The 20,923-nt window shown below is 71.7% G+C and carries 18 protein-coding genes and 2 pseudogenes; 4 read left to right on the top strand and 16 right to left on the bottom strand.

The features are described 5' to 3' along the window. Positions 1–259: 259 nt before the first annotated feature. The 9 genes from hisF to ABZS58_RS28295 form a co-directional block, all read right to left on the bottom strand. Complete coding sequence (hisF, locus tag ABZS58_RS28335; protein WP_354786248.1) at positions 260–1,021, bottom strand: imidazole glycerol phosphate synthase subunit HisF; 762 nt, start codon at positions 1,019–1,021, stop codon at positions 260–262. Positions 1,022–1,246: 225 nt separating this feature from the next. Further along, the gene (gene priA, locus ABZS58_RS28330; protein WP_354786247.1) at positions 1,247–1,978 is read right to left on the bottom strand and encodes a bifunctional 1-(5-phosphoribosyl)-5-((5-phosphoribosylamino)methylideneamino)imidazole-4-carboxamide isomerase/phosphoribosylanthranilate isomerase PriA; all 732 of its coding nucleotides are present in this window, start codon (positions 1,976–1,978) and stop codon (positions 1,247–1,249) included. A gap of 172 nt (positions 1,979–2,150) precedes the next feature. Continuing rightward, positions 2,151–2,465, bottom strand: a complete 315-nt coding sequence (locus ABZS58_RS28325) for a hypothetical protein (RefSeq protein WP_354786246.1) — start codon at positions 2,463–2,465, stop codon at positions 2,151–2,153. Further along, on the bottom strand, positions 2,458–3,081 hold the full coding sequence (gene hisH / locus ABZS58_RS28320; protein WP_354786245.1) for an imidazole glycerol phosphate synthase subunit HisH: 624 nt from the start codon (positions 3,079–3,081) through the stop codon (positions 2,458–2,460). The genes ABZS58_RS28325 and hisH overlap by 8 nt, the downstream gene beginning before the upstream one ends. 11 nt (positions 3,082–3,092) lie before the next feature. Then, the gene (locus ABZS58_RS28315) at positions 3,093–3,236 is read right to left on the bottom strand and encodes a hypothetical protein (RefSeq protein WP_354786244.1); all 144 of its coding nucleotides are present in this window, start codon (positions 3,234–3,236) and stop codon (positions 3,093–3,095) included. Beyond that, positions 3,233–3,847 (bottom strand): imidazoleglycerol-phosphate dehydratase HisB, encoded by a 615-nt coding sequence (hisB, locus tag ABZS58_RS28310; RefSeq protein ID WP_354786243.1) that lies wholly within the window; start codon positions 3,845–3,847, stop codon positions 3,233–3,235. The genes ABZS58_RS28315 and hisB overlap by 4 nt, the downstream gene beginning before the upstream one ends. Further along, the gene (locus ABZS58_RS28305; RefSeq protein WP_354786242.1) at positions 3,844–4,920 is read right to left on the bottom strand and encodes a histidinol-phosphate transaminase; all 1,077 of its coding nucleotides are present in this window, start codon (positions 4,918–4,920) and stop codon (positions 3,844–3,846) included. Before ABZS58_RS28305 ends, hisB begins: the two co-directional genes overlap by 4 nt. Further along, on the bottom strand, positions 4,917–6,209 hold the full coding sequence (gene hisD, locus ABZS58_RS28300) for a histidinol dehydrogenase (protein WP_354786241.1): 1,293 nt from the start codon (positions 6,207–6,209) through the stop codon (positions 4,917–4,919). The genes ABZS58_RS28305 and hisD overlap by 4 nt, the downstream gene beginning before the upstream one ends. Positions 6,210–6,239: 30 nt before the next feature. Next, positions 6,240–6,896, bottom strand: coding sequence for a helix-turn-helix domain-containing protein (locus tag ABZS58_RS28295; RefSeq protein ID WP_354786240.1), 657 nt, complete (start codon positions 6,894–6,896; stop codon positions 6,240–6,242). A gap of 100 nt (positions 6,897–6,996) precedes the next feature. Between ABZS58_RS28295 and ABZS58_RS28290 the strand changes: the two genes are divergently transcribed. Both ABZS58_RS28290 and ABZS58_RS28285 read left to right on the top strand, forming a co-directional pair. Further along, complete coding sequence (locus ABZS58_RS28290) at positions 6,997–8,103, top strand: epoxide hydrolase family protein (RefSeq protein ID WP_354786257.1); 1,107 nt, start codon at positions 6,997–6,999, stop codon at positions 8,101–8,103. A gap of 32 nt (positions 8,104–8,135) precedes the next feature. Beyond that, positions 8,136–8,876 carry an LON peptidase substrate-binding domain-containing protein gene (locus ABZS58_RS28285; RefSeq protein ID WP_354786239.1) on the top strand — a complete coding sequence of 247 codons (741 nt, stop codon included), beginning with the start codon at positions 8,136–8,138 and terminating at the stop codon, positions 8,874–8,876. Between the two features lie 304 nt (positions 8,877–9,180). Here ABZS58_RS28285 and ABZS58_RS28280 read toward each other — a convergent pair whose 3' ends face one another. Together ABZS58_RS28280 and dnaE are read right to left on the bottom strand one after the other, a co-directional pair. Next, a complete protein-coding gene (locus ABZS58_RS28280) occupies positions 9,181–10,203 on the bottom strand; it encodes a DUF2567 domain-containing protein (RefSeq protein WP_354786238.1) in 1,023 nt (340 codons plus the stop codon). 113 nt (positions 10,204–10,316) lie between these two features. Then, a pseudogene (gene dnaE / locus ABZS58_RS28275) lies at positions 10,317–13,886 on the bottom strand (DNA polymerase III subunit alpha); the annotation flags it as partial. Positions 13,887–13,934: 48 nt separating this feature from the next. Between dnaE and ABZS58_RS28270 the strand changes: the two are divergent. Further along, positions 13,935–15,281, top strand: coding sequence for a transaminase (locus ABZS58_RS28270; protein WP_354786237.1), 1,347 nt, complete (start codon positions 13,935–13,937; stop codon positions 15,279–15,281). Here ABZS58_RS28270 and ABZS58_RS28265 read toward each other — a convergent pair. Both ABZS58_RS28265 and ABZS58_RS28260 read right to left on the bottom strand, forming a co-directional pair. Next, positions 15,269–16,105 (bottom strand): annotated as a pseudogene (locus ABZS58_RS28265) (AAA family ATPase); the annotation flags it as partial. The gene ABZS58_RS28270 and the pseudogene ABZS58_RS28265 overlap by 13 nt on opposite strands. A 393-nt stretch (positions 16,106–16,498) precedes the next feature. Further along, positions 16,499–17,287 carry a hypothetical protein gene (locus tag ABZS58_RS28260; RefSeq protein WP_354786236.1) on the bottom strand — a complete coding sequence of 263 codons (789 nt, stop codon included), beginning with the start codon at positions 17,285–17,287 and terminating at the stop codon, positions 16,499–16,501. Positions 17,288–17,385: 98 nt separating this feature from the next. On the opposite strand from ABZS58_RS28260, the gene ABZS58_RS28255 reads away from it, so the two are divergent. Further along, the gene (locus tag ABZS58_RS28255) at positions 17,386–18,852 is read left to right on the top strand and encodes a glycosyl hydrolase family 18 protein (protein ID WP_354786235.1); all 1,467 of its coding nucleotides are present in this window, start codon (positions 17,386–17,388) and stop codon (positions 18,850–18,852) included. Between the two features lie 42 nt (positions 18,853–18,894). Here ABZS58_RS28255 and ABZS58_RS28250 read toward each other — a convergent pair whose 3' ends face one another. Genes ABZS58_RS28250 through ABZS58_RS28240 form a run of 3 tightly spaced genes read right to left on the bottom strand, consistent with a single transcriptional unit; the run spans position 18,895 to position 20,853 of the window. Then, positions 18,895–19,818, bottom strand: a complete 924-nt coding sequence (locus ABZS58_RS28250; protein WP_354786234.1) for an RluA family pseudouridine synthase — start codon at positions 19,816–19,818, stop codon at positions 18,895–18,897. Further along, entirely contained in the window at positions 19,811–20,428 is a 618-nt protein-coding gene (gene lspA / locus ABZS58_RS28245; RefSeq protein ID WP_354786256.1) for a signal peptidase II, read from the bottom strand. Before lspA ends, ABZS58_RS28250 begins: the two co-directional genes overlap by 8 nt. After that, positions 20,425–20,853 carry a TraR/DksA family transcriptional regulator gene (locus tag ABZS58_RS28240; RefSeq protein WP_354786233.1) on the bottom strand — a complete coding sequence of 143 codons (429 nt, stop codon included), beginning with the start codon at positions 20,851–20,853 and terminating at the stop codon, positions 20,425–20,427. Before ABZS58_RS28240 ends, lspA begins: the two co-directional genes overlap by 4 nt. Positions 20,854–20,923: the final 70 nt, after the last annotated feature.

Raw genomic sequence — 20,923 nt, 5'->3', positions numbered from 1 at the left:
AACGGGAGCTTCGTTGCTGCGCAAGCCGCCACGCGGCATCGACAACCCTCGACGCAAATCCTTAACTCACCGGCATTGCGCCAGAGCAGCACAAAGTCTTCCGGATCATCGAGAACCGGAGCGGACCGGTCTCCGACGCTCGCCGGGACAGGCGCGCCGGTCGAGCGGCTCCACCGGATCCCGCGTGCGCGCCACTGCCCATGTGGGGGTGGCGCGTCTCGTACGTGAGCGGATGCGGAAGCTCGATGGCCGGGACGGGTCAGCGGACCGGGTGGCCTGCTTCCCGGAGGGAGGTCTTCACGTCGCCGATGGAGAGGTCGCCGAAGTGGAAGACGCTGGCGGCGAGGACCGCGTCGGCGCCTGAGTCCACCGCGGGGGCGAAGTGCCCGAGGGCGCCGGCGCCGCCGCTGGCGATGACCGGGATCGACACGACCGCGCGGACGGCCTTGATGAGCTCCAGGTCGAAGCCGTCCTTCGTGCCGTCGGCGTCCATCGAGTTGAGCAGGATCTCGCCGGCGCCGAGGTCGGCGACCCGGGCGGCCCACTCGACGGCGTCGAGGCCCGCGCCGCGGCGGCCGCCATGGGTGGTGACCTCGAAGCCGCTCGGTTGGCCGGCGGCCCGGCGTACGTCCAGCGACAGCGTCAGCACCTGGTTGCCGAAGCGTTCGGCGATCTCGGCGATGAGCTCGGGCCGGGCGATCGCGGCCGTGTTGACGCCGACCTTGTCCGCGCCGGCGCGCAGGAGGGTGTCGACGTCGGCGACGGCCCGGACGCCGCCGCCGACGGTGAGCGGGATGAAGACCGTCTCGGCGGTGCGGCGGACCACGTCGAGCATCGTGGACCGGCCGTCCGACGAGGCGGTCACGTCGAGGAAGACGAGCTCGTCGGCGCCCGCGGCGTCGTACGCCGCGCCGAGCTCGACCGGGTCGCCGGCGTCGCGGAGGTTGACGAAGTTGACGCCTTTGACGACGCGGCCGGCGTCGACGTCAAGACACGGAATGACCCGCACCGCGACGCTCATGCCGCCACCTCCGTCGGGGCCATGCTCGAGCCGAGCTCCGAGCCGCTGACGGCCACCACCCTCGCTTCGCTCACGCGCCGACCTGAGCCACAACTGCACCCACGACGAGCAGCTCCTCCGCTACGCTCCGGGCCGCTCATGCCGCCACCCTCGCTTCGCTCACGCGCCGACCTGAGCCACAACTGCACCCATGATGAGCAGCTCCTCCGCTTCGCTCCGGGCCGCTCATGCCGGCTGCTCGGCCAGGACCTCGAGGGCCGCGGTGACGTCGAAGGCGCCCGCGTACAGGGCCTTGCCGACGATGACGCCCTCGACGCCGGCGGGCTCGAGCGCGGCGAGCTGGCGCAGGTCGTCGAGCTTGGAGACGCCGCCGCTGGCGATGACCGGCTTCTTGGTGCGGCCGGTGACCTCCAGCAGGAGGGTCAGGTTGGGGCCGGTGAGGGTGCCGTCGCGCATGACGTCGGTGACGACGTACCGGGCGCAGCCGGCCTTCTCGAGCCGGTCGAGCACCTCGAACAGGTCGCCGCCCTCCTTGGTCCAGCCACGCGCGGCGAGCTGGTGGCCGCGGACGTCGAGGCCGACCGCGACCTGGTCGCCGTAGGTGGCGCACACGTGGTCGCACCAGTCCGGGTTCTCCAGGGCGGCGGTGCCGAGGTTGACCCGGGTCGCGCCGGTCGCCAGGGCCGCCCGCAGCGACGCCTCGTCGCGGATGCCGCCGGACAGCTCGACCTGCACGTCGAGGCGGCGCACCACGTCGGCGAGCAGCTCGGCGTTGGAGCCCCGGCCGAACGCGGCGTCGAGGTCGACGAGGTGGATCCACTCGGCACCCTGCCGCTGCCAGGCGAGGGCCGCCTCGAGCGGGTCACCGTACGTCGTTTCACTGCCGGCGGCGCCCTGGACGAGACGGACCGCCTGGCCGTCGGCGACGTCGACGGCGGGCAGGAGCTGCAGGGCCATGGTTGGAGATCCTTCTGTCAGGTTCGGCGATCGACGTGGACGGTCAGAGGCAGCGGGTGGAGCGAACGGCCGGGACGGTGGTCGAACGAAGCGGCCGGGACAGCGGTCAGAACAAGCGGTCGGAGCAAGCGGTCGGACGAACCGTCGGAGCAGAACCGTCGGGACAGTGGTGTCAGAGGCGGCGGTCGAGGACGAGCACGGTGAGCGCCGGGGCGGCGACGACGACGAGGGCGCTGAGCCCGATCCGGGCCGCGACGGTGTCGACGAACACCCAGATCATCGTGAGCGCCAGCAGGACGAGCAGGACGATGACGGAGCGCTGACCCCGGGAGCGACGTGCGAAGAGCTTACCGGTCCTGCCGAGCTTCACCTTCGGGACCAGCTTGCGCACCGCGATCCGCCGCCGGCGGCGCCGATCGGCCTTGAGCAGGCGCTCGGCCCGCTCGGCCTCCAGCACCGCCCGCCGCCGGGCGCGTTCCTTAGACAAGGCTGCCGAGCCAGTTGGACAGCAGCGTCGCGCCCGCGTCGCCGGACTTCTCCGGGTGGAACTGGGTCGCACGCAGGACATCCGACTCGAACGCGGCCACGAACGGCGCACCGTGCACCGTCGTCGCGACCTTGATGCCGGCGGCCCGCTGGGCCTCGACGGGGGTGGGCGCATAGGAGTGCACGAAGTAGAACCGGGTGTCGTCGGGCAGCCCGGCGCCGAGGACGGTGCCGGCGGGCCAGTCCACCGTGTTCCACCCCATGTGGGGCACGACCGGGGCGTGCAGGACGGTCACCGCGCCGGGGGCGAGCCCGAGGCCCTTGGTGACGACGCCGTGCTCCTCGCCCTCCTCGAAGAGGACCTGCATGCCGACGCAGATGCCGAGGACCGGCGCGCCGACCCTGACCCGCTCGGCGATCGTGGGCCCGGCACCGAGCTCGTCGATGCCCGCCATGCAGGCCGCATATGCCCCGACGCCGGGCACGACGAGCCCGTCGGCGCGGGCGGCCTTGCCGAGGTCGGACGTGACCTCGACGTCGGCGCCGACCCTGGCGACGGCCCGCTCGGCGGAGCGCAGGTTGCCCGAGCCGTAGTCGAGGATGACCACCTTCTTCATGCCGTGCCCCTCTACAGCCAGAGCAGCCCGCCGGCCGCGGCCACGGCGGCGAGCAGCAACGTGATCACGAACGGCACCTTGGACGTGCTCTGCTGCCGCAGCGACAGCGCGCCACCGACCAGGATCCCGGCGAGCCCGAGCAGCAGGATGCTCACAGCGCGCCCTTGGTGCTGGGCACCACACCGGCGTTGCGCGGGTCGAGGGCACATGCCTGACGCAGTGCCCGGGCAACCGCCTTGAACTGGGCCTCAACGATGTGGTGCGCGTCGGGCTGGGCGCCGTGCCGGCCGGCACGCAGGATGCTGACGTGCAGCGTGACCCGGGCCGAGTGGGCGAACGACTCCCAGATGTGGCGGGTCAGGCTGGTCGGGTAGTTGCCACCGATGTGCGGGGCGATGTTGGCCGGCTCGTCGTGCACCATGTAGGGCCGGCCGGACAGGTCGACGACGGCGGAGGCGAGCACCTCGTCGAGCGGGACCTGGGCATTGCCGTAGCGGGTGACGCCGGCCTTGTCGCCGAGCGCTTCGGCGAACGCGGCGCCGAGCGCGAGCGCGGTGTCCTCGACGGTGTGGTGCGCGTCGATCTCGAGGTCACCGACGGTCTGCACCCGCAGGTCGAACCCACCGTGCTTGGCGATCTGGTTGAGCATGTGGTCGTAGAAGCCCACGCCGGTCGAGATCTCGCCGATCCCGGTGCCGTCGAGGTCGAGCTCCACGGAGACCTTGGTCTCCTTGGTGACCCGCTCGATCTTGGCGGTGCGACTCACAGCAGCTCCTCCAGTGCATTCAGGAAAGCGTCGGTCTCCTCGGGCGTGCCGGCGGTGACCCTCAGCCAGCCGGGGACGCCGACGTCGCGGATCAGCACCCCGCGGTCGAGCATCGCCTGCCAGACCCCTTTGCTGTCGTCGCGGGGCGCGCCGAACAGCACGAAGTTGGCGTCGCTGTCGGCGACCCGCAGGCCCCAGCCGCGCAGCGTGGTGACGATCCGGTCGCGCTGGGCCTTGACCGCGTCGACGGTCGACAGCAGCGCGCCGGTGTGCGCGAGCGCGGCCCGCGCGGCGGCCTGGGTCAGCGCCGACAGGTGATACGGCAGGCGCACCAGCTGCACCGCCTCGACGACGGCGGGGTCGGCGGCGAGATAGCCGACCCGGCCCCCGGCGAGCGCGAACGCCTTGCTCATCGTGCGGGTGACGACCAGCCGCGGGAACTCCTCGATGAGCGACAGCGCGAACGGCGTGCCGGGGCGCGCGAACTCGGCATAGGCCTCGTCGACGAGCACCATCCCGCCGGCGGCGGCCGCGACGGCCCGCACCACGTCGAGGGGCAGCGCGGTGCCGGTCGGGTTGTTGGGCGAGCAGAGGATGACGATGTCGGGCCGGTGCTCGCGGACCTTGGCGACGGCGTGCTCGGCGGTCAGCGCGAAGTCGGCGTCGCGCAGCCCGTCGACCCACGCGGTGCCGGTGCCGGCGGCGAGCAGCGGGTGCATCGAATACGACGGGGTGAAGCCGAGCACGGTGCGGCCCGGCCCGCCGAAGGTCTGCAGCAGCTGCTGCTGGATCTCGTTGGAGCCGTTGGCGGCCCACACGTTGCGCCAGGTGAGCCCGTGCCGCAGGTAGGCGGCGAGGTCGGTGCGCAGCGCGACCGCGTCACGGTCGGGGTAGCGGTTGAGGTCGCGCAGGACCGCGGAGAGCGCCTTCTCCATCTCCGCGACGGCCGCTTCGGGCAGCGGATACGAGTTCTCGTTGGTGTTGAGCCGCACGGCGACGTCGAGCTGCGGCGCGCCATAGGGCGTCATCCCGCGCAGCTCGTCGCGCAGGGGCAGATCCTCCAGGCGGGTCACTGTGCGAACCTCACCTTCACGGCGGCGCCGTGCGCCGGCAGGTCCTCGGCCTCGGACAGGGTGACCACGTGGTCGGCGACCTCGGCGAGGGCGTCGCGCCCGTATTCGATGAGCTGCACGCCGCGCAGAAACGTCTGCGTCGACAGGCCCGAGGAGTGCCGGGCGCAGCCACCGGTCGGCAGCACGTGGTTGGAGCCGGCGCAGTAGTCACCGAGCGACACCGGCGACCAGGCGCCGACGAAGATGGCGCCGGCATTCCAGACGCGCTCCGCGACGGCCCGCGCGTCGCGGGTCTGGATCTCCAGGTGCTCGGCGCCATAGGCGTCGACGACGCCCAGGCCCTGCTCAAGGTCGTCGACGATGACCGTGGCCGACTGGGTGCCGGTGAGCGCCTCGGTGACCCGCTGCAGGTGCTTGGTCGCCGCGACCTGCCGGGTGATCTCCGCCTCGACCGCCTCGACGAGCTCCAGCGACGGCGTGACGAGCACGCTCGCGGCCAGGGGGTCGTGCTCGGCCTGGCTGATCAGGTCGGCGGCGACGTGGCGCGGGTCGGCGGTGTCGTCGGCGAGGATCGCGATCTCGGTCGGCCCGGCCTCGGCGTCGATGCCGACGACGCCGCGCAGCATGCGCTTGGCGGCGGTGACCCAGATGTTGCCCGGGCCGGTGATCATGTCGACCGGCTCGCAGCCCTCCTGGTCGCCGTAGCCGAACATGGCGACCGCCTGGGCGCCGCCGACGGCATAGACCTCGTCGACGCCGAGCAGCGCGCACGCGGCCAGGATGTTGACATTGGGCAGGCCGGTGTCCTTCTGCGGCGGGCTGGTGACCGCGATCGACGGCACGCCCGCGACCTGCGCCGGCACCACATTCATGATCACGCTCGACGGATAGACGGCAAGGCCGCCGGGCACGTAGAGCCCGACCCGGCGGACCGGGACCCACCGCTGGGTGACCGCGCCGCCGGCGCTCAGCCGCGTCGTCACCTCGGCGCGCCGCTGGTCGCCGTGGACCTTGCGGGCCCGGGCGATCGACTCGAGCAGCGCGGCACGGACCGCCGGGTCGAGGCCGGCCTCGGCCGCGGCGATCGCCTCGGCGGGCACCCGCAGGTCCGTCAGCTCCACCCCGTCGAGCCGGCGGGTGGCGTCGCGGACCGCGCTCGCCCCATGCTCGCGGATGGCCTCGACGATCGGGCGCACCTGCTCGGTGGCGACGGAGACATCAAGGGCGGCACGGGGCAGCAGACGGCGCGGATCCGTGGTGGAGCCGCGCAGGTCGATCCGGTTCAGCACCCTTGGGAGTCTAGGCGGAACCCCCGACAATTATTCCGCCGCGTCCCGCTGTGCGGGCTGTCGGGATTGCGCCCAGCGCCAGTTCAGCTCGGCCGCGTCCGGTGACGGCCCGGGCAGCGCACCGGCCTCGCCGCGCCGCATTCCGTCCAGCATCAGGGCCAGGTGGCGGCGGCGCAGCTCGACGGTGCGGTCACGGTCCGGCACCCGGATCGCGGCGCACGCCTCGAGGATCAGCGTGACATCCGCCACCACGAAGTCCGGCCGCAGCCCGCCGCCCTCGTGCGCCCTGGCGACAAGGTCGCCGGCGAGTGTGCCGGCCCGCATCGCGTCGGCGCCCATCTCGGGCGTCGGGGTGAAGGTGCCCGCCAGGTGGACGGTCAGCGAATGCACGTCGGCCTCCACCACGCCGCCGAGGAAGCGCACCAGCGCCGCCCACCCGTCGGGCTCCTCGCGGGCCCCCTCCGCCTCGGCGATGAAGGTGCGCAGACCGTCGTGGCACAGCGTCCGCAGCAGGTCGTCCTTGCCCTTGTACCGCCGGTACAACGCGCTGATCCCGACTCCGGCGCGCTCGGCGACAGCGGCGATCGGGGCCTTCGGGTCCTCCAGGAACACATCGCGCGCGGCGGCGAGGATCGCTGCGTCGTTGCGGGCCGCCTGCACCCGCCGGCCGGACAGGTTCGTCGTCATGCCGCCACTGTACCCCAGATCTGGAACGGATCGTTCCGGTCTGCTAGTGTCAAATGCGGAACGAAGCATTCCGTTCTTACCACCTCGGAGGTTGACCGTGATCCGCTCGTACACCGTGGAAATCCCGCAGACCGCGATCGACGACCTGCACGCCCGCCTCCGCGCGGCGCACTGGCCCGACGAGCTGCCCGGCGTCGGCGACAGCTACGGCGTGCCGGCCGACCGGATCCGGGCGCTGACCGAGCACTGGCTGGAGCGCTTCGACTGGCGTGCCGTCGAGGCGCGGATCAACCAGCACCCGCAGTTCGTCACCGAGATCGACGGCGAGGACATCCACTTCCTGCACGTCCGCTCGCCGCGGCAGGACGCGCTGCCGCTGATCCTCACCCACGGCTGGCCCGGCTCGATCGTCGAGTACCTCGACGTCATCGAACCCCTGTCGCAGGACTTCCACCTGGTCATCCCGTCACTGCCCGGCTTCGGCTTCTCCGGCCCGACCCGCAGCCGCGGCTGGAACCGGCACCGCACCGCCCGCGCCTGGAACGAGCTGATGGCCCGCCTCGGCTACGAACGCTTCGGCGCCGTCGGCAACGACGCCGGCTCGATGATCGCCCCCGAGCAGGGCCGCAACGCTCCGGACCGGGTCGTCGGCGTGCACGTCACCCAGCTCTTCTCGTTCCCCAGCGGCGACCCTGCCGAGTTCGCCGTCCTCGACGAGGCCGGACACGCGGCCCTCGCCAAGCTCCAGTGGTTCCACGACAACCTCATGTCGTTCAACATCCTGCACAGCCAGCAGCCGCAGACCCTGGCGTTCGCGCTCGCCGACTCACCCGTCGGGCTCCTCGCGTGGAACGCGCAGCTGTTCGGCGCCTCCCTCGACCCGGATTTCATCCTCGCCAACGTCGCCGTCTACTGGTTCACCCGCACCGCGGCGTCGGCGATGCGCTTCTACTACGAGGACGCGCACGCCGAGGAGACCGTCAGCGGCCCCACGACCGTGCCGACCGGCCTGGCCATGTTCGCCGGCGACTTCCAGTCCATCCGGCCCTTCGCCGAGCGCGACCACTCCAGGATCGTGAGCTGGCACTCGTACGGCACCGCCCCGGCACACCTCGAAGGGCGCGACGCGGGCGGCCACTACGCCGCGCACGAGGCCACCGACCTCCTCGTCAGCGACATCCGCGAATTCTTCGCCGCGCTGCGGTGAACGTGGCCGGTCCGCTCGGCTAGGCTTCGCCCGTGGAGGAAGCGAACGAACCCGAGCGGACCCTCCTGCCGCTGTTTCCCCTCGGCACGGTGCTGTTCCCGGGGCTGGTCCTGCCCCTGCACGTGTTCGAGCCCCGCTACCGCACGCTCGTCCAGCACCTCGCCGAGCTGCCCGCCAACCTCCCCCGCGAGTTCGGCGTCATCGCCATCCGCCGCGGCTGGGAGGTCGGCCGGGTCGACGGCGAGTCCGGTGAGACCGCCGACGCGTCGATCACCGCCGGCGAGGCGCTCTCGCTGTACGAGGTCGGCTGCGCGGCCGAGATCCGGCAGATGACCGAGCTCCCCGACGGCCGCTTCGACCTCATGACCGTCGGCCGCCGCCGCTTCCGGCTCCTCGGCCTCGCCCGCAACGACGCCCCCTACCTCACCGGCGAGGTCGAATGGCTCCCCGAGCCGAAGGGCGAGCCCGACCGCGAGGAGGAACTGGCAGCGGGCGTGCTCGCGGCGTTCCAGCAGTACCTGAAGGCGGTCCGCAGCGACGAGGACGGCGACGGCGAGCAGCTCCCCGACGACCCGACGGTCCTGTCGCACCTGGTCGCGGCAACTGCGTCGCTGACCCTGGAGGACCGGCAGTCGCTGCTCGCCGAACCCGACACGACCAGCCGCCTGAAGGCCGAACGCACCCTGCTCCGCCGCGAGGCGGCCCTGCTCGGCCAGGTGCGCGCGGTGCCGGTCGCCCTGTCGGACCTCGCGGTGCCCTCCAGCCCCAACTGACCACAGCCGTGGCCGCTGGCCAGCCGGCGCGCCACCTTCGCGGGGCTGCTGGCTGGGCCGACGCCGACTGGGCGTCGCCGGGCTGACCGGAGGCTGCCTGGTTGCCGGTGGGCTGACCTGCCGCGGGCCACGCCGGCGGGCCGTGGAAAGGTTGTCCGTCGGCGGACTGGACGAAGCCGGCCGGACGGAGGCCTTTTGCAGAGGTCGAACCGGGACGGTTCACGTCGGGCCTGACCGGCCACTGGAAGGCCAGCCGTCAGCACCCGTCAGCCCCGTCAGCTGTCGGCCGGTCAGCCCGTGCCGGTCAGCCCGTGCCGGCCGGGCCGGGCGGAGGCTTGCGGAGGTCGAGCCGGGACGGTTCGCCGTGGGTGTGGTCGGTCGTGGGCTGGCCGGGTGACGCCTCGCCGCTGCCGGTCGGGCCGAACGCCGACTGGGCGTCGCCGGGCTGACCGGAGGCTGCCTGGTTGCCGGTGGGCTGACCTGCCGCGGGCCACGCCGGCGGGCCGTGGAAAGGGTGTCCGTCGGCGGACTGGACGGGGCCGGGCCACGGCGGCGGGCCGTGGAAAGGTTGTCCGTCGGCGGGCTGGACGCGGCTGGGCCATGACGGCGGCGGGCCGTAGGTGGGATGGCCGTCCGCCGGGGGTGGGCCGTAGGCGAGGTGGTCGTGGCCGGGATGCGGGTAGGGCTGGCCGGGGTAGAACTCGGCGTCGGGGTCCGTCTCCCAGGTGAGCGTCGGGGAGGTGTGGAAGCCGGCCAGGCAGGTGTAGATCACGGCGGCGGCGAGGGCCTGGACGAGGAGGGAGCCCTTGACCCAGGGGATCACGCCGTACAGCAGGCCGGCCTCGCCGGCGCGGACCTTGGCGGGGCGGAAGATGCGGGTGTCGACGGGGGCGTGCTCGACGAGGTCGAGGTAGTGGGCGTAGCCGATCTTGTTGCCGAGCCAGGCGGCGAGCGCCGCGCCGGCCGCGGAGCCGATGACGAGACCGGCCAGGATGAACGGGCCGCGGTAGCGGCGCAGGACGAACCAGGCGGTGACGGCGAGCAGGATGCCGGCGACCGCACCGATGATCATGAACCAGCCGTCGTCGGCGAAGTAGCCCTCGGGCTCGCCTTCGATGGGATAGGGGCCGACCTGCGTCTGGACGAGCTCGACCTTCGGCGCGATCCAGGACCAGATCAGGCCGACCGGCGCGCCGAGGGCGGCCACGGCGACCGTGGCGACCAGGCCGAACAACACCTCCTGCCCGAGTGACCTGCCCCGGGGCGGCGTGGACGGCTTGGGCAGCTCCGGCTGGTCGATCGGCTCGATCGGGGCGATGCTCACCATCCCATCCTGCCAGGCGCCGGGGCCGCGCCAAGACCCGTGCCGCTGCTCAGGCCCGGACCACTGCCACCTGCCAGGGGACCGGCGCCGAAGGCCGAGGAGGCGCCGGCGGATGGCACGGCGGACGGGCCGAGGAGGGTCGTGAGCTCGGCGAGCAGCTGGGCGGAGACCGTCACGCACTGCGGGCCGAGGGCCAGGAGGGTCCGCTGCGAGCCGTTGACCAGCTCGACCTGGACCTCGATGCCGCCGGGGTGTCGGGCGACGAGCTCCCGCAGCCGCCCCACGAGCGGCGTCGTGCACCGCCCCGGCGCCAGCGACAGCACCAGCGGCGGGCCAGCCGGAGACGGACCGGCCGGAGGCGGGTCGGCCGGTGGTGCCGCCGGAGACAAAAGATCAGCAGGCAGCGGACCGGCGGACAGCGAAGGGGCGAGCTGGGCCAGGTCAGGAGCCGCGAGGTCGCTCACCATCACCCGCGGCGCCTCCTCGCGACGGTCCACCCGCCCCTTGATCGCCACCACGGCGTCCTCGGCGACATACTCCCCGACCAGCTCATACGTGTTGGGGAAGAACATGACCTCCACCGCGCCGTCCAGGTCCTCCAGCGTCGCCGACGCCCACGGCCGGCCCTGCCGGGTCACCCGGCGCTGCACGCCCGACAGGATCCCGGCGAGGGTGACCGTCGTGCCCTCGGGGACGGTGTCCTCCTCGGCGAGCGCGGCGACGGACCGGTCCGCGGCCCGGCGCAGCGCCGCCTCCATGCCGCGCAACGGATGGTCGGAGACATACAGGCCGAGCATCTCGCGCTCGAAGGCGAGCAGCTCCGCCCTGTCCCACTCGATCGCGGGGATCGGCGGCGACACGTCCAGCGTGGCGCCGCCGAACAGGTCGAACTGGCCGATGGCCTCCTTGCGCTTGGTGGTCATGACGGCCTCGACGGCGTCGGCGTGGACGGCGAGCAGGCCCCGGCGGGTGTGCCCCAGGGAGTCGAAGGCGCCCGCCTTGATGAGCGACTCGATCGTCTTCTTGTTGCACACGACCTGGTCGACCTTGGCGAGGAAGTCGTAGAAGTCGTCATACGGCCGGGCGCGGACGATCGCCGCGACCGCCGCGGCCCCGACGTTGCGCACGGCGTTGAGGCCGAAGCGGATGTCGGCGCCCACGGCGGCGAAGCGGCCCTGGGAGGCGTTGACGTCGGGCGGCAGGACGCGGATGCCCATGCGCCGGCACTCGGCGAGGTAGAACGCGGAACGGTCCTTGTCGCCGCCGATCGAGGTGAGCAGGCCGCTCATGTACTCCGCGGGATAGTTGGCCTTCAGATACGCGGTCCAATAGGCGACGAGCCCGTAGGCCGCGCTGTGCGCCTTGTTGAACGCGTAGTCGGAGAAGGGCACGAGCAGGTCCCACAGGGTGCGGACCGCGCCGTCGGAATAGCCGCGCTCGCGCATCCCGGCGGAGAACGGCGCGAACTCCCGGTCGAGGATCTCCTTCTTCTTCTTGCCCATGGCGCGGCGCAGCAGGTCGGCGGCGCCGAGGGAATAGCCGGCGACGCGTTGCGCGATCGCCATGACCTGCTCCTGGTAGACGATCAGGCCGTAGGTGTCGCCGAGGATGTCGGCGAGGGGCTCGGCCAGCTCGGGGTGGATCGGGGTGACGGGGCGGCGGCCGTTCTTGCGGTCGGCGTATTCGTTGTGCGCGTTGGCGCCCATCGGGCCGGGCCGGTAGAGCGCGCCGACCGCGGAGATGTCGGCGAACGCGTCGGGGGCCATGGAGCGCAGCAGGGCGCGGACGGGGCCGCTGTCGAACTGGAAGACGCCGATCGTGTCGCCGCGGGACAGCAGCGCATAGGTCGCCGGGTCGTCGAGCGGCACGGACTCGACGGCGACGTCGACGCCCCGGTTCTGCCGGATCGCGTCGAGCGCGTCGTCGACGATGGTGAGGTTGCGCAGGCCGAGGAGGTCCATCTTGAGCAGGCCGATATCCTCGCAGGCACCCATGTCCCACTGGGTGATGATCGCGCCGTCCTGCTCGCGGCGCTGGATCGGCAGGACGTCGATCAGCGGCTCGCGGGACAGGATGACGCCGGCGGCGTGCACGCCCCACTGCCGCTTCAGCCCTTCGAGGCCGCGGGCGGTGTCGACGACGGTGCGGACCTCCGCCTCGCTCTCATAGAGCCGGCGCAGCTCGGCGGCCTCCTGGAAGCGCGGGTGGGCCGGGTCGAACGCGCCGCTGAGCGGCATGTCGCGGCCCAGCACGGGCGGCGGCACCACCTTGGTGATCCGCTCGCCGACGGAGAACGGCAGGCCGAGCACCCGGGCGGAGTCCTTGATCGCGGCTTTGGCCTTGATCGTCCCATACGTGATGATCTGCGACACCCGGTCGTCGCCATAGCGCTCCGTGGCATAGCGGATGACCTCGCCGCGGCGGCGCTCGTCGAAGTCCATGTCGATGTCGGGCATGCTGACCCGCTCGGGGTTGAGGAACCGCTCGAAGAGCAGCCCGTGCTCGATGGGGTCGAGCTGGGTGATCCCGAGGGCATAGGCGATCAGCGCGCCGGCGGCGGACCCGCGGCCGGGGCCGACGCGGATGCCGCTGCGCCGGGCGTGCGCGACGAGGTCGGCGACGACCAGGAAGTAGCCCGGATAGCCCATGCTGCCGATCACGGACAGCTCATAGTCGGCCTGGCGGGCGTGCTCGGCGGGCACCCCGGCCGGGAAGCGCCGGGCCAGGCCGCGCAGCACCTCGGCGCGCAGCCACGAGTCCTCGGTCTCGCCGTCGGGCACCGGGAAGCGGGGCATCAGGTCGCGGTGCGCGAAGACCTGGGCGTAGGACCCGATCCGCTCGGCGATCTCCAGCGTGGCGTCGCAGGCGCCGGGCACCTCGGCGTCCCACAGCCGGCGCATCTCCTCGGCGGTCTTCAGGTAGAAGTCGCGGGCGTCGAACTTGAACCGCTTCGGGTCGGCGAGGGTGGTGGCCGACTGCACGCACAGCAGCGCCTCGTGCGCGTCGGCGTCCTCGGGATGCGTGTAGTGCAGGTCGTTGGTGGCGACCGGGGTCAGCCCGAGCCGCTCGCCCAGCCGCAGCAGGTCGGCCCGGACCCGGGTCTCGATGCCGAGGCCGTGGTCCATCAGCTCCAGATAGACATTGCCGGGGCCGAAGATGTCGCGCAGGTCGCCGGCGGCGGCGCAGGCGCGCTCGAAATCGCCGATGCGCAGCCAGGTCTGCACCTCTCCCGACGGGCAGCCGGTCGTGGCGATGACGCCCTGACTGTAGCGCTGCAGCAGGTCACGGTCGGCGCGCGGTTTGTAGAAATACCCCTCGATGCTCGACATGGACGACAGCCTGAAGAGATTGCGCAGCCCGGCGGCGTCGGCGGCGAGCAGGGTCAGGTGCGTGTAGGCACCGCCGCCGGAGACGTCGTCCTCGCCGCCGCCGGCCCAGCGGACCCTGGTGCGGTCGCCGCGGTGGGTGCCGGGCGTCACATAGGCCTCGATGCCGAGGATCGGCTTGACCCCGGCGGCCAGCCCCTGCCGGTGGAAGTCATAGGCGCCGAACATGTTGCCGTGGTCGGTCATGGCGAGCGCCGGCTGGCCGAGCGCGGCCGCCGAGCCGAACAGCGGCCCGAGCCGGGCGGCCCCGTCCAGCATCGAATACTCGGTGTGTACGTGCAGATGTACGAACGACCCCACGTCGCAGAACCTATCCCCGGGGTACGACACTTTGCGAGACTTCGGTGCATGATCGACCGTGAGCGTCTTGGCGCACTGCTGCGCCGCGAGCGTGCCGCCTTCGCCGACCGTAACCCCCGCTCCGCGGAGGAGTACGCGAAGGCGAAGAACCTGTTCGGCCGCGTGCCGATGACCTGGATGAACAAGAACGCCGCCGGCTTCCCGCTGTACCTGGCCACGGCCCGGGGCGCGACGCTCACCGACGTCGACGGCCACGAGTACACCGACTTCTGCCTCGGCGACACGGCGGCGATGGCGGGCCACGCGCCGCCGGCGACGACAGCGGCCGTGCACGAGCAGTTCGCCAGAGGCGCCTGCGCCATGCTGCCCACCCCCGACGCCGCATGGGTGGGCGAGGAGCTGACCAGACGCTTCGGCGTCACCCAGTGGAGCTTCGCCCTGACCGCCACCGACGCCAACCGCTGGGCGATCAGACTCCTGCGCGCGATCACCGGGCGGCCGAAGATCCTGTTCAACAGCTACTGCTACCACGGCTCCGTGGACGAGTCGCTGATCGTGCTGGAGAACGGCGTCCAGAGAAGCAGGGAGGGCAACGTCGGCGCCCCCTGCGACGTCACGACGACCAGCCGGGTCGCCGAGTACAACGACCTCGAAGGACTCGAACGGGAGCTCGCCCACGGTGACGTCGCCGCCGTCGTCATGGAACCCGCCCTGACCAACATCGGCATCGTCCTGCCCGAGCCGGGCTACCTCGAAGGCGTTCGCGAGCTCACCCGCAGGTACGACACCTATCTGGTCAACGACGAGACCCACACGTTCTCGGCCGGCCCGGGCGGCGCCACGAGACGCTGGAACCTGGAGCCGGACGTGGTCACGATCGGCAAGGCCATCGGCGGCGGTGTCCCGGCCGCCGCATACGGCCTATCAGCCGAAATCACCGAGAAAATCGGACTGAAAAGCGACCTGGACCTCATCGACATGGGCGGCGTCGGCGGCACCCTCGCCGGCAACGCGCTGTCGATCGCCGCGACCAGAGCCACCCTCGAACACGTCCTGACCGACGAGGCATTCACCCGGATGGAGGCCCTCGCCGAACGGTTCGAGGCCGGCGTACGAAGCACCATCGAGGAACACGGCCTGCCCTGGTCGGTGAGCCGGCTCGGCGCGAGGGTGGAGTACCGCTTCGCGAGCCCGGCCCCACGCACCGGCACGGAAAGCTCGGGCGCGACCGACCCGGACCTGGAGGACTACCTGCACGTGTACCTGGCGAACCGGGGCATCCTGCTCACCCCGTTCCACAACATGGCCCTCATGTCACCGGACACCACGGAGGCACAGGTCGACGGGCACACCCGGACGTTCAAAACGGCGATCGACGAGCTTCAGCGCGCGTAAGGGTCCATCATCACGGCCGCCGCCCGCAGCCAGGCGCGCTTGGTCGCCGGCGCCAGCATCGTGTATTCGATGTTGGACCCGCTCTCCAGGGCCGGGTCGTATGGGACCACGACGACGGACCTGGTCCGGGTGCGGAAGTGCCCGGCCAGGTCGTCGATGAGCGGCGTCGGGTTGGGCGTCGGGCAGGACAGCAGCGTCACCGCGTTGGCCACGAGCTCGTCCATGCCGGCCTCGTCGAGCAGGTCGAGCATCCAGTCGGCGGTGAACGCCGCGTCCTCCCTCGGGACGCTGGTGACGACCAGCTGGTCCGCGGTCTGCAGGACGGTCTGCCAGTTGGGGCTCTCCACGTTGTTGCCGGTGTCGACGCAGATCACGTCGTGGGTGCGGCGCAGCAGCTCCAGGACGCGGCGCACCGTGTGCGGGTCGAGCCGCTGCGCGAAGCGCGGGTTCTCCTCGCCGGCGAGCACGTCGTAGGACCCGTCGGACGCGTGCCGCAGGTAGTCGTCGAGCTGGTCGTAGAGGTCGTAGCCGGCGGCGTTCTCCACCCGGACGAGGTCGGCGATGAGGTGCCGGATGGTCCGGGCGTGCCTGGCGCTGCCGGCGCGCAGGCCGAGGGTGCCGCGCAGCTCGTTGTCGTCCCAGGCGATGACGCCCTTGCCGCGGACGCTGCCGATGGTGGCGGCGGTCAGCACGGTCGCGGTGGTCTTGTGGACCCCGCCCTTCGGGTTGGCGAAGGCGAGGACCTTCGGCGAAGGGATCTCCTGGCGCAGGACCTGCACCATCTGCTCGGTCGGGTCCGCCGGTCGGGACTGGTATTCCACCTGGGGGCCTCGACGGGCGTCATAAGGATCGACCCGGCGCTGCGGCGGAGGGTCGGTGAGGGGGCGGGCGCCGTTGGGATGCATCGGCTCGTCATCGTAGGGCCGCGAGGGCGGATATGGGGCGCTGGGGCGCTCGAACCTTCCGTCGTAATCCAGATCACCCGGGTTTGACCGGCCGAGCAGGGCCCGGTCCAGCAGCGAGCGCCAACGGGCGGGGGGCTCCGACGAATTGTCCCACCTGGCATCGGCCCGCTCAGCCACGCTGGCCCTCCCTCCGCACCTCAGTGCCAACCCGAAGTCCACCCGTACCCCAGGCTACGGACCGAACACTATTCGGACCACTCCTGCGCGCCCATCCCCTGCATCAACTGCACGACAGGCCGAAGGGATATCGGCTCAGGACGGACCGGGGGACGCGATCGGGCCCGCGACCTGCGTCTGCTCCGGCAGCGGCGGCAGGAACACGGTCCGGTCGAGGCGGCGCAGGTCGGTGATGGGATCGACGGCCCGGGTCTCCGGGCGGGCGGCGACGGCCCGCAGACCGGCGGGCGCGGCGTAGATCACCGCGGCGTAGACGCACGAGCAGTGCTCGCGGTACGCGGTGGCCTCCTTGTCCGCGATGATCGCCCCGTCGAGGTAGACGGCCCGCACGTCACCGGGCTGGTTGGCGGCCTTGTCCAGCAGCTGCCGGTAGTGCGCGGCCTCCTCGGTCTTGCGGGCGGCGGTCGCGTCCATCGCCTTGACGACGTCGGCGGGCACCTCGTAGGCCCCGAGACGGACCAGCTCCGTCTGGGCGCCCGGCAGTGGCACCCGGGCGAAGACGCTGCTCAGCGCGACGCCGGACAGCACCGGGGTCAGCCGGTCGGGCCCCAGGTAGGCGGTGAACGAGACCAGCGCGTACACCGACTGCTCACCCTGCAGGGCGGCGAGCTCGTCGGTGGCGCGTCGCACGTACACCGGGATCGAGCCGCCCTCGTCGACGCCGACGCGCAGCACGTCGCCCAGGGACGGGTCGCTGCGCTGGTGCTGCTGCGCGCCGTGCACGACCAGCAGGGTCGCCGTGACCGCGACCACGGCGACGACGGCGGTGAAGGCGCGCAGCCGGACGGCGCCCCGGAAGAGCCGGGCGAGGACGTCGCCGGCGGCGGGGAGCAGCCGCTGGTCGAGCCGTTGGAAGAAGTTCATCGCCCTCCGAGCGTCGCACAGGCAAGTTGCAGGGTCTTGACAGGGTTCACAGCGAAGACTATCTATCAGTTAGGTTTCCTAATAGAAGGAGTACCGTTGTGAGACTCCCTGTCATCGGGGCCGCCGTCGCCGTCCTGGCCGCGTCGGTCGCCCTCGTCGTCACCGCCCCCGCCCAGGCGGCCGCGACACTCCCCGCCCACGTGTTCGCCCCGTACTTCGAGGCGTACAACGGCGACAGCCTCAACGGGCTGTCCCAGCAGTCCGGGGTCAAGCACCTGACCCTGGCCTTCATCCAGACCGCGACCCGCGGCTCGTGCACCGTGCACTTCAACGGCGACACGTCGATGCCGATCGCGTCCGGCACCTTCGGCGCCGACATCGCCGCGATCCGCGCCCGGGGCGGCGACGTCATCCCGAGCTTCGGCGGCTACGCGGCCGACAACGGCGGCACCGAGATCGCCGACAGCTGCACCGACGTCAACCAGATCGCCGCACAGTTCCAGAAGGTGATCACCACGTACGACGTGACCCGCATCGACCTGGACATCGAGGACAACTCGCTGACCAACACCGCGGGCATCGACCGGCGCAACAAGGCGATCAAGCTGACCCAGGACTGGGCCGCCGCCAACGGCCGGACCGTGCAGTTCCAGTACACGCTGCCGACCACCACCACCGGGCTCGCCCCCAGCGGCCTGGCGGTGCTGCGCAACGCGGTCACCAACAACGCCCGGGTCGACTTCGTCAACCAGATGACGTTCGACTACTACGACAACCAGCCGCACCAGATGGCCCAGGACACGATCACCGCGTCGAACGGCCTGCACGCCCAGCTCGGGCAGCTGTGGCCGGCGAAGACCGCGGCGCAGCGGTGGGCCATGGTCGGCGTCACCGAGATGATCGGCGTCGACGACTTCGGCCCCGCCGAGACGTTCACCCTCGCCGACGCGACCACCGTGCTCAACTGGGCCGGTCAGCAGGGCATCGCGTCGCTGTCGTTCTGGGCGCTGCAGCGCGACAACGGCGGCTGCCCCGGCGGCGCCGCGTCCGACACCTGCTCCGGCATCCAGCAGTCGACCTGGCAGTTCTCGCACATCTTCAACCCGTTCACCAGCGGCGGCGGGACCGGCTCCCCCACCCCGAGCAGCACGCCCAGCAAGACGCCCAGCACCCCGCCGGAGAGCGGCATCGTCAACGGCGGCTTCGAGACCGGCGCCCTGTCCCCGTGGACATGCACGCTCGGCAGCGTCGTCGGCACGCCCGTGCACGGCGGCACGAAGGCGTTGAAGGCCGCGGCGTCGAGCTCCGACACGGCCCAGTGCTCGCAGACCGTCGGCGTGTCGGCGAACCGCACCTACACGCTCAGCGCCTGGGTCCAGGGCAACTACGCGTTCCTCGGCGCGACCACGGCGGCAGGTGACGTCAGCACCTGGACGCCGGGCGGCCCGACCTGGACGAAACTCACCGTCACGGTCAACACGGGCAGCTCGACGTCCATCAAGGTCTGGTTGCACGGTTGGTACGGCCAGGGCCCCATCTACGCCGACGACGTCACCCTCGGATAAACCACCTACGGATCGCCTGACCGTCTCCCAACGAGGAGGCGGTCAGGCGGCGAGGATCTCCAGGGCCTTGATGAGATCCGGCGGATACTCGCTCACGAACGAGACGTATTCACCCGTGCGGGGGTGGATGAAACCCAGCTCCCGGGCGTGCAGCCACTGCCGGGACAGCTTCAGCCGCGCCGACAACGTCGGGTCCGCGCCATACGTGACGTCGCCGACGCACGGGTGCCGCAGCGCGGAGAAGTGCACCCGGATCTGATGGGTCCGCCCGGTCTCCAGCTTCACGTCGAGCAGGCTCGCCGACGGGAACGCCTCGATCATGTCGTAGTGCGTGATGCTCGGCCGGCCGCCGGAGACGACCGCGAACTTGTAGTCGTGCCCGGGGTGCCGGTCGATCGGCGCGTCGATCGTGCCCCGCAGCGGGTCGGGGTGGCCCTGGACGACCGCGTGGTAGCGCTTCTCGACCTCACGCTCCTTGAACGCCCGCTTGAGGGCGCTGTAGGCCATCTCGCTCTTCGCCACGACCATCAACCCGGTCGTGCCGACGTCGAGCCGGTGCACGACACCCTGGCGCTCCGCGGCGCCGCTGGTGGCGACGGTGACCCCCATCGCGGCGAGGCCGCCGATGACGGTCGTGCCGCTCCAGCCCGGGCTCGGGTGCGCCGCGACGCCGACCGGCTTGTCGACCACGACGATGTCGTCGTCGCTGTGGACGATGCGCAGGCCGTCGACCGGGATGGCCTCGACGACCACCTCCGACGGCGGCGCGGGCAGCGTCACCTCGAGCCAGGCGCCACCGGCGACCTTGTCCGACTTCGAGCGGACCTGCCCGTCCACGGCGACGTCACCCGCCTCGACCAGCGCGGCCGCGACGGTCCGGCTGAAGCCGAACAACCTGGTGAGCGCCTGGTCCAGGCGGCTGCCGTCGAGCCCGTCCGGGACGGGCATCGACCGGGTCTCACGCATCGCCGGTGTCCTTGCCGACCCGGCCGCTGGGCCCGTCGCCGAACGAGTTGGACCTGGCAAGCTCGCCCTTCGCGGCCCGGGTGCCGTCGCGGCGCCGGCCGGTGAACTCCAGCAGGATCGCCAGGGCCACCCCGACGGTCAGCGCCGAGTCGGCGATGTTGAACACCGGGAAGTGCCCGGCGTGGTCGTCGAGGAAGCTGAACATGTCGACCACGTGCCCGTGCAGCGGCTTCGGCGCCCGGAAGATCCGGTCGCCGAGGTTGCCCACCGCGCCGCCGAAGACCAGTGCGAGGGCGATCACCCACGGCACCGACACGGTCGTGCGCAGCATGACGAGCAGCCACGTGACCACCACCGTGGCGATGATCGGGAAGACCCACGTGAAGTCGCTGAACATGCTGAAGGCGGCGCCGCTGTTGCGGGCGTAGATCACGTAGATCAGGCCGCCGAGCAGCTTGACCGGCTCGCCGTGCGCGATGACGGAGGTGGTCCACTCCTTGACCGCGAGGTCGATGCCGATCACCACGACCGCGACAGCGCCGAACAGGCTCCAGGCCTTCCGCCGGCTGCCGCGGGGGGTGGTCGTGGTGGTGTCGTCCTGGGTGGTCAGCGCCGCTCCTCCAACTGCTTGCAGGTGACGCAGAGCGTAGCGGACGGGAACGCGGCCAGCCGCTCGACCGGGATCGCGTTGCCGCACTTCTCACACCAGCCGTAGCCGCCCTCGTCGAGACGCTCCAGGGCCCGCTCGACCTGGTTGACCCGCTCCAGGATGTTGTTGGCGAGGGTGATCTCCTGCTCGCGCTCGAACGTCTTGGTGCCGGTGTCGGCCTGGTCGTCGCCCGCGGAGTCGGTCAGGCGGTGCTGCTGGAGCTCGGCGATCTCGACCAGCGTCTGGTCGTGCTCCGCCTTGAGCTCGTCGCGGCGCTCGATCAGCGCGACCCGGATCTTCTCCGTCTCCGCCGCGGTGCGCGTGCCACGGGCCTTCGCGACGGCGGCTTTGGCCGCTGCGGTCTTCGGTTCGGCGGTCTTGGCCATCGTGGCTCCCTTGGCCGCACGAGCGGCGATCGTCGACGTGTTGGATGTGATGCCTGAGCCGCCCGCGTCG

The sequence above is a fragment of the Dactylosporangium sp. NPDC005555 genome (assembly GCF_040605635.1).
GTDB lineage: Bacteria > Actinomycetota > Actinomycetes > Mycobacteriales > Micromonosporaceae > Dactylosporangium.
The sequence above is the reverse complement of the archived record's forward strand: the minus strand, read 5'-3'. Positions and strand labels throughout refer to the sequence as shown.

What these genes read in the sequence shown, in the direction of transcription:
- hisF (WP_354786248.1), bottom strand. Translation starts at nt 1,021, where the DNA reads ATGAGCGTCGCGGTGCGGGTCATTCCGTGTCTTGACGTCGACGCCGGC.
- priA (WP_354786247.1), bottom strand. Translation starts at nt 1,978, where the DNA reads ATGGCCCTGCAGCTCCTGCCCGCCGTCGACGTCGCCGACGGCCAGGCG.
- hisH (WP_354786245.1), bottom strand. Translation starts at nt 3,081, where the DNA reads ATGAAGAAGGTGGTCATCCTCGACTACGGCTCGGGCAACCTGCGCTCC.
- ABZS58_RS28295 (WP_354786240.1), bottom strand. Translation starts at nt 6,896, where the DNA reads ATGACGACGAACCTGTCCGGCCGGCGGGTGCAGGCGGCCCGCAACGAC.
- ABZS58_RS28280 (WP_354786238.1), bottom strand. Translation starts at nt 10,203, where the DNA reads ATGGTGAGCATCGCCCCGATCGAGCCGATCGACCAGCCGGAGCTGCCC.
- ABZS58_RS28270 (WP_354786237.1), top strand. Translation starts at nt 13,935, where the DNA reads ATGATCGACCGTGAGCGTCTTGGCGCACTGCTGCGCCGCGAGCGTGCC.
- ABZS58_RS28260 (WP_354786236.1), bottom strand. Translation starts at nt 17,287, where the DNA reads ATGAACTTCTTCCAACGGCTCGACCAGCGGCTGCTCCCCGCCGCCGGC.
- ABZS58_RS28250 (WP_354786234.1), bottom strand. Translation starts at nt 19,818, where the DNA reads ATGCGTGAGACCCGGTCGATGCCCGTCCCGGACGGGCTCGACGGCAGC.
- ABZS58_RS28240 (WP_354786233.1), bottom strand. Translation starts at nt 20,853, where the DNA reads ATGGCCAAGACCGCCGAACCGAAGACCGCAGCGGCCAAAGCCGCCGTC.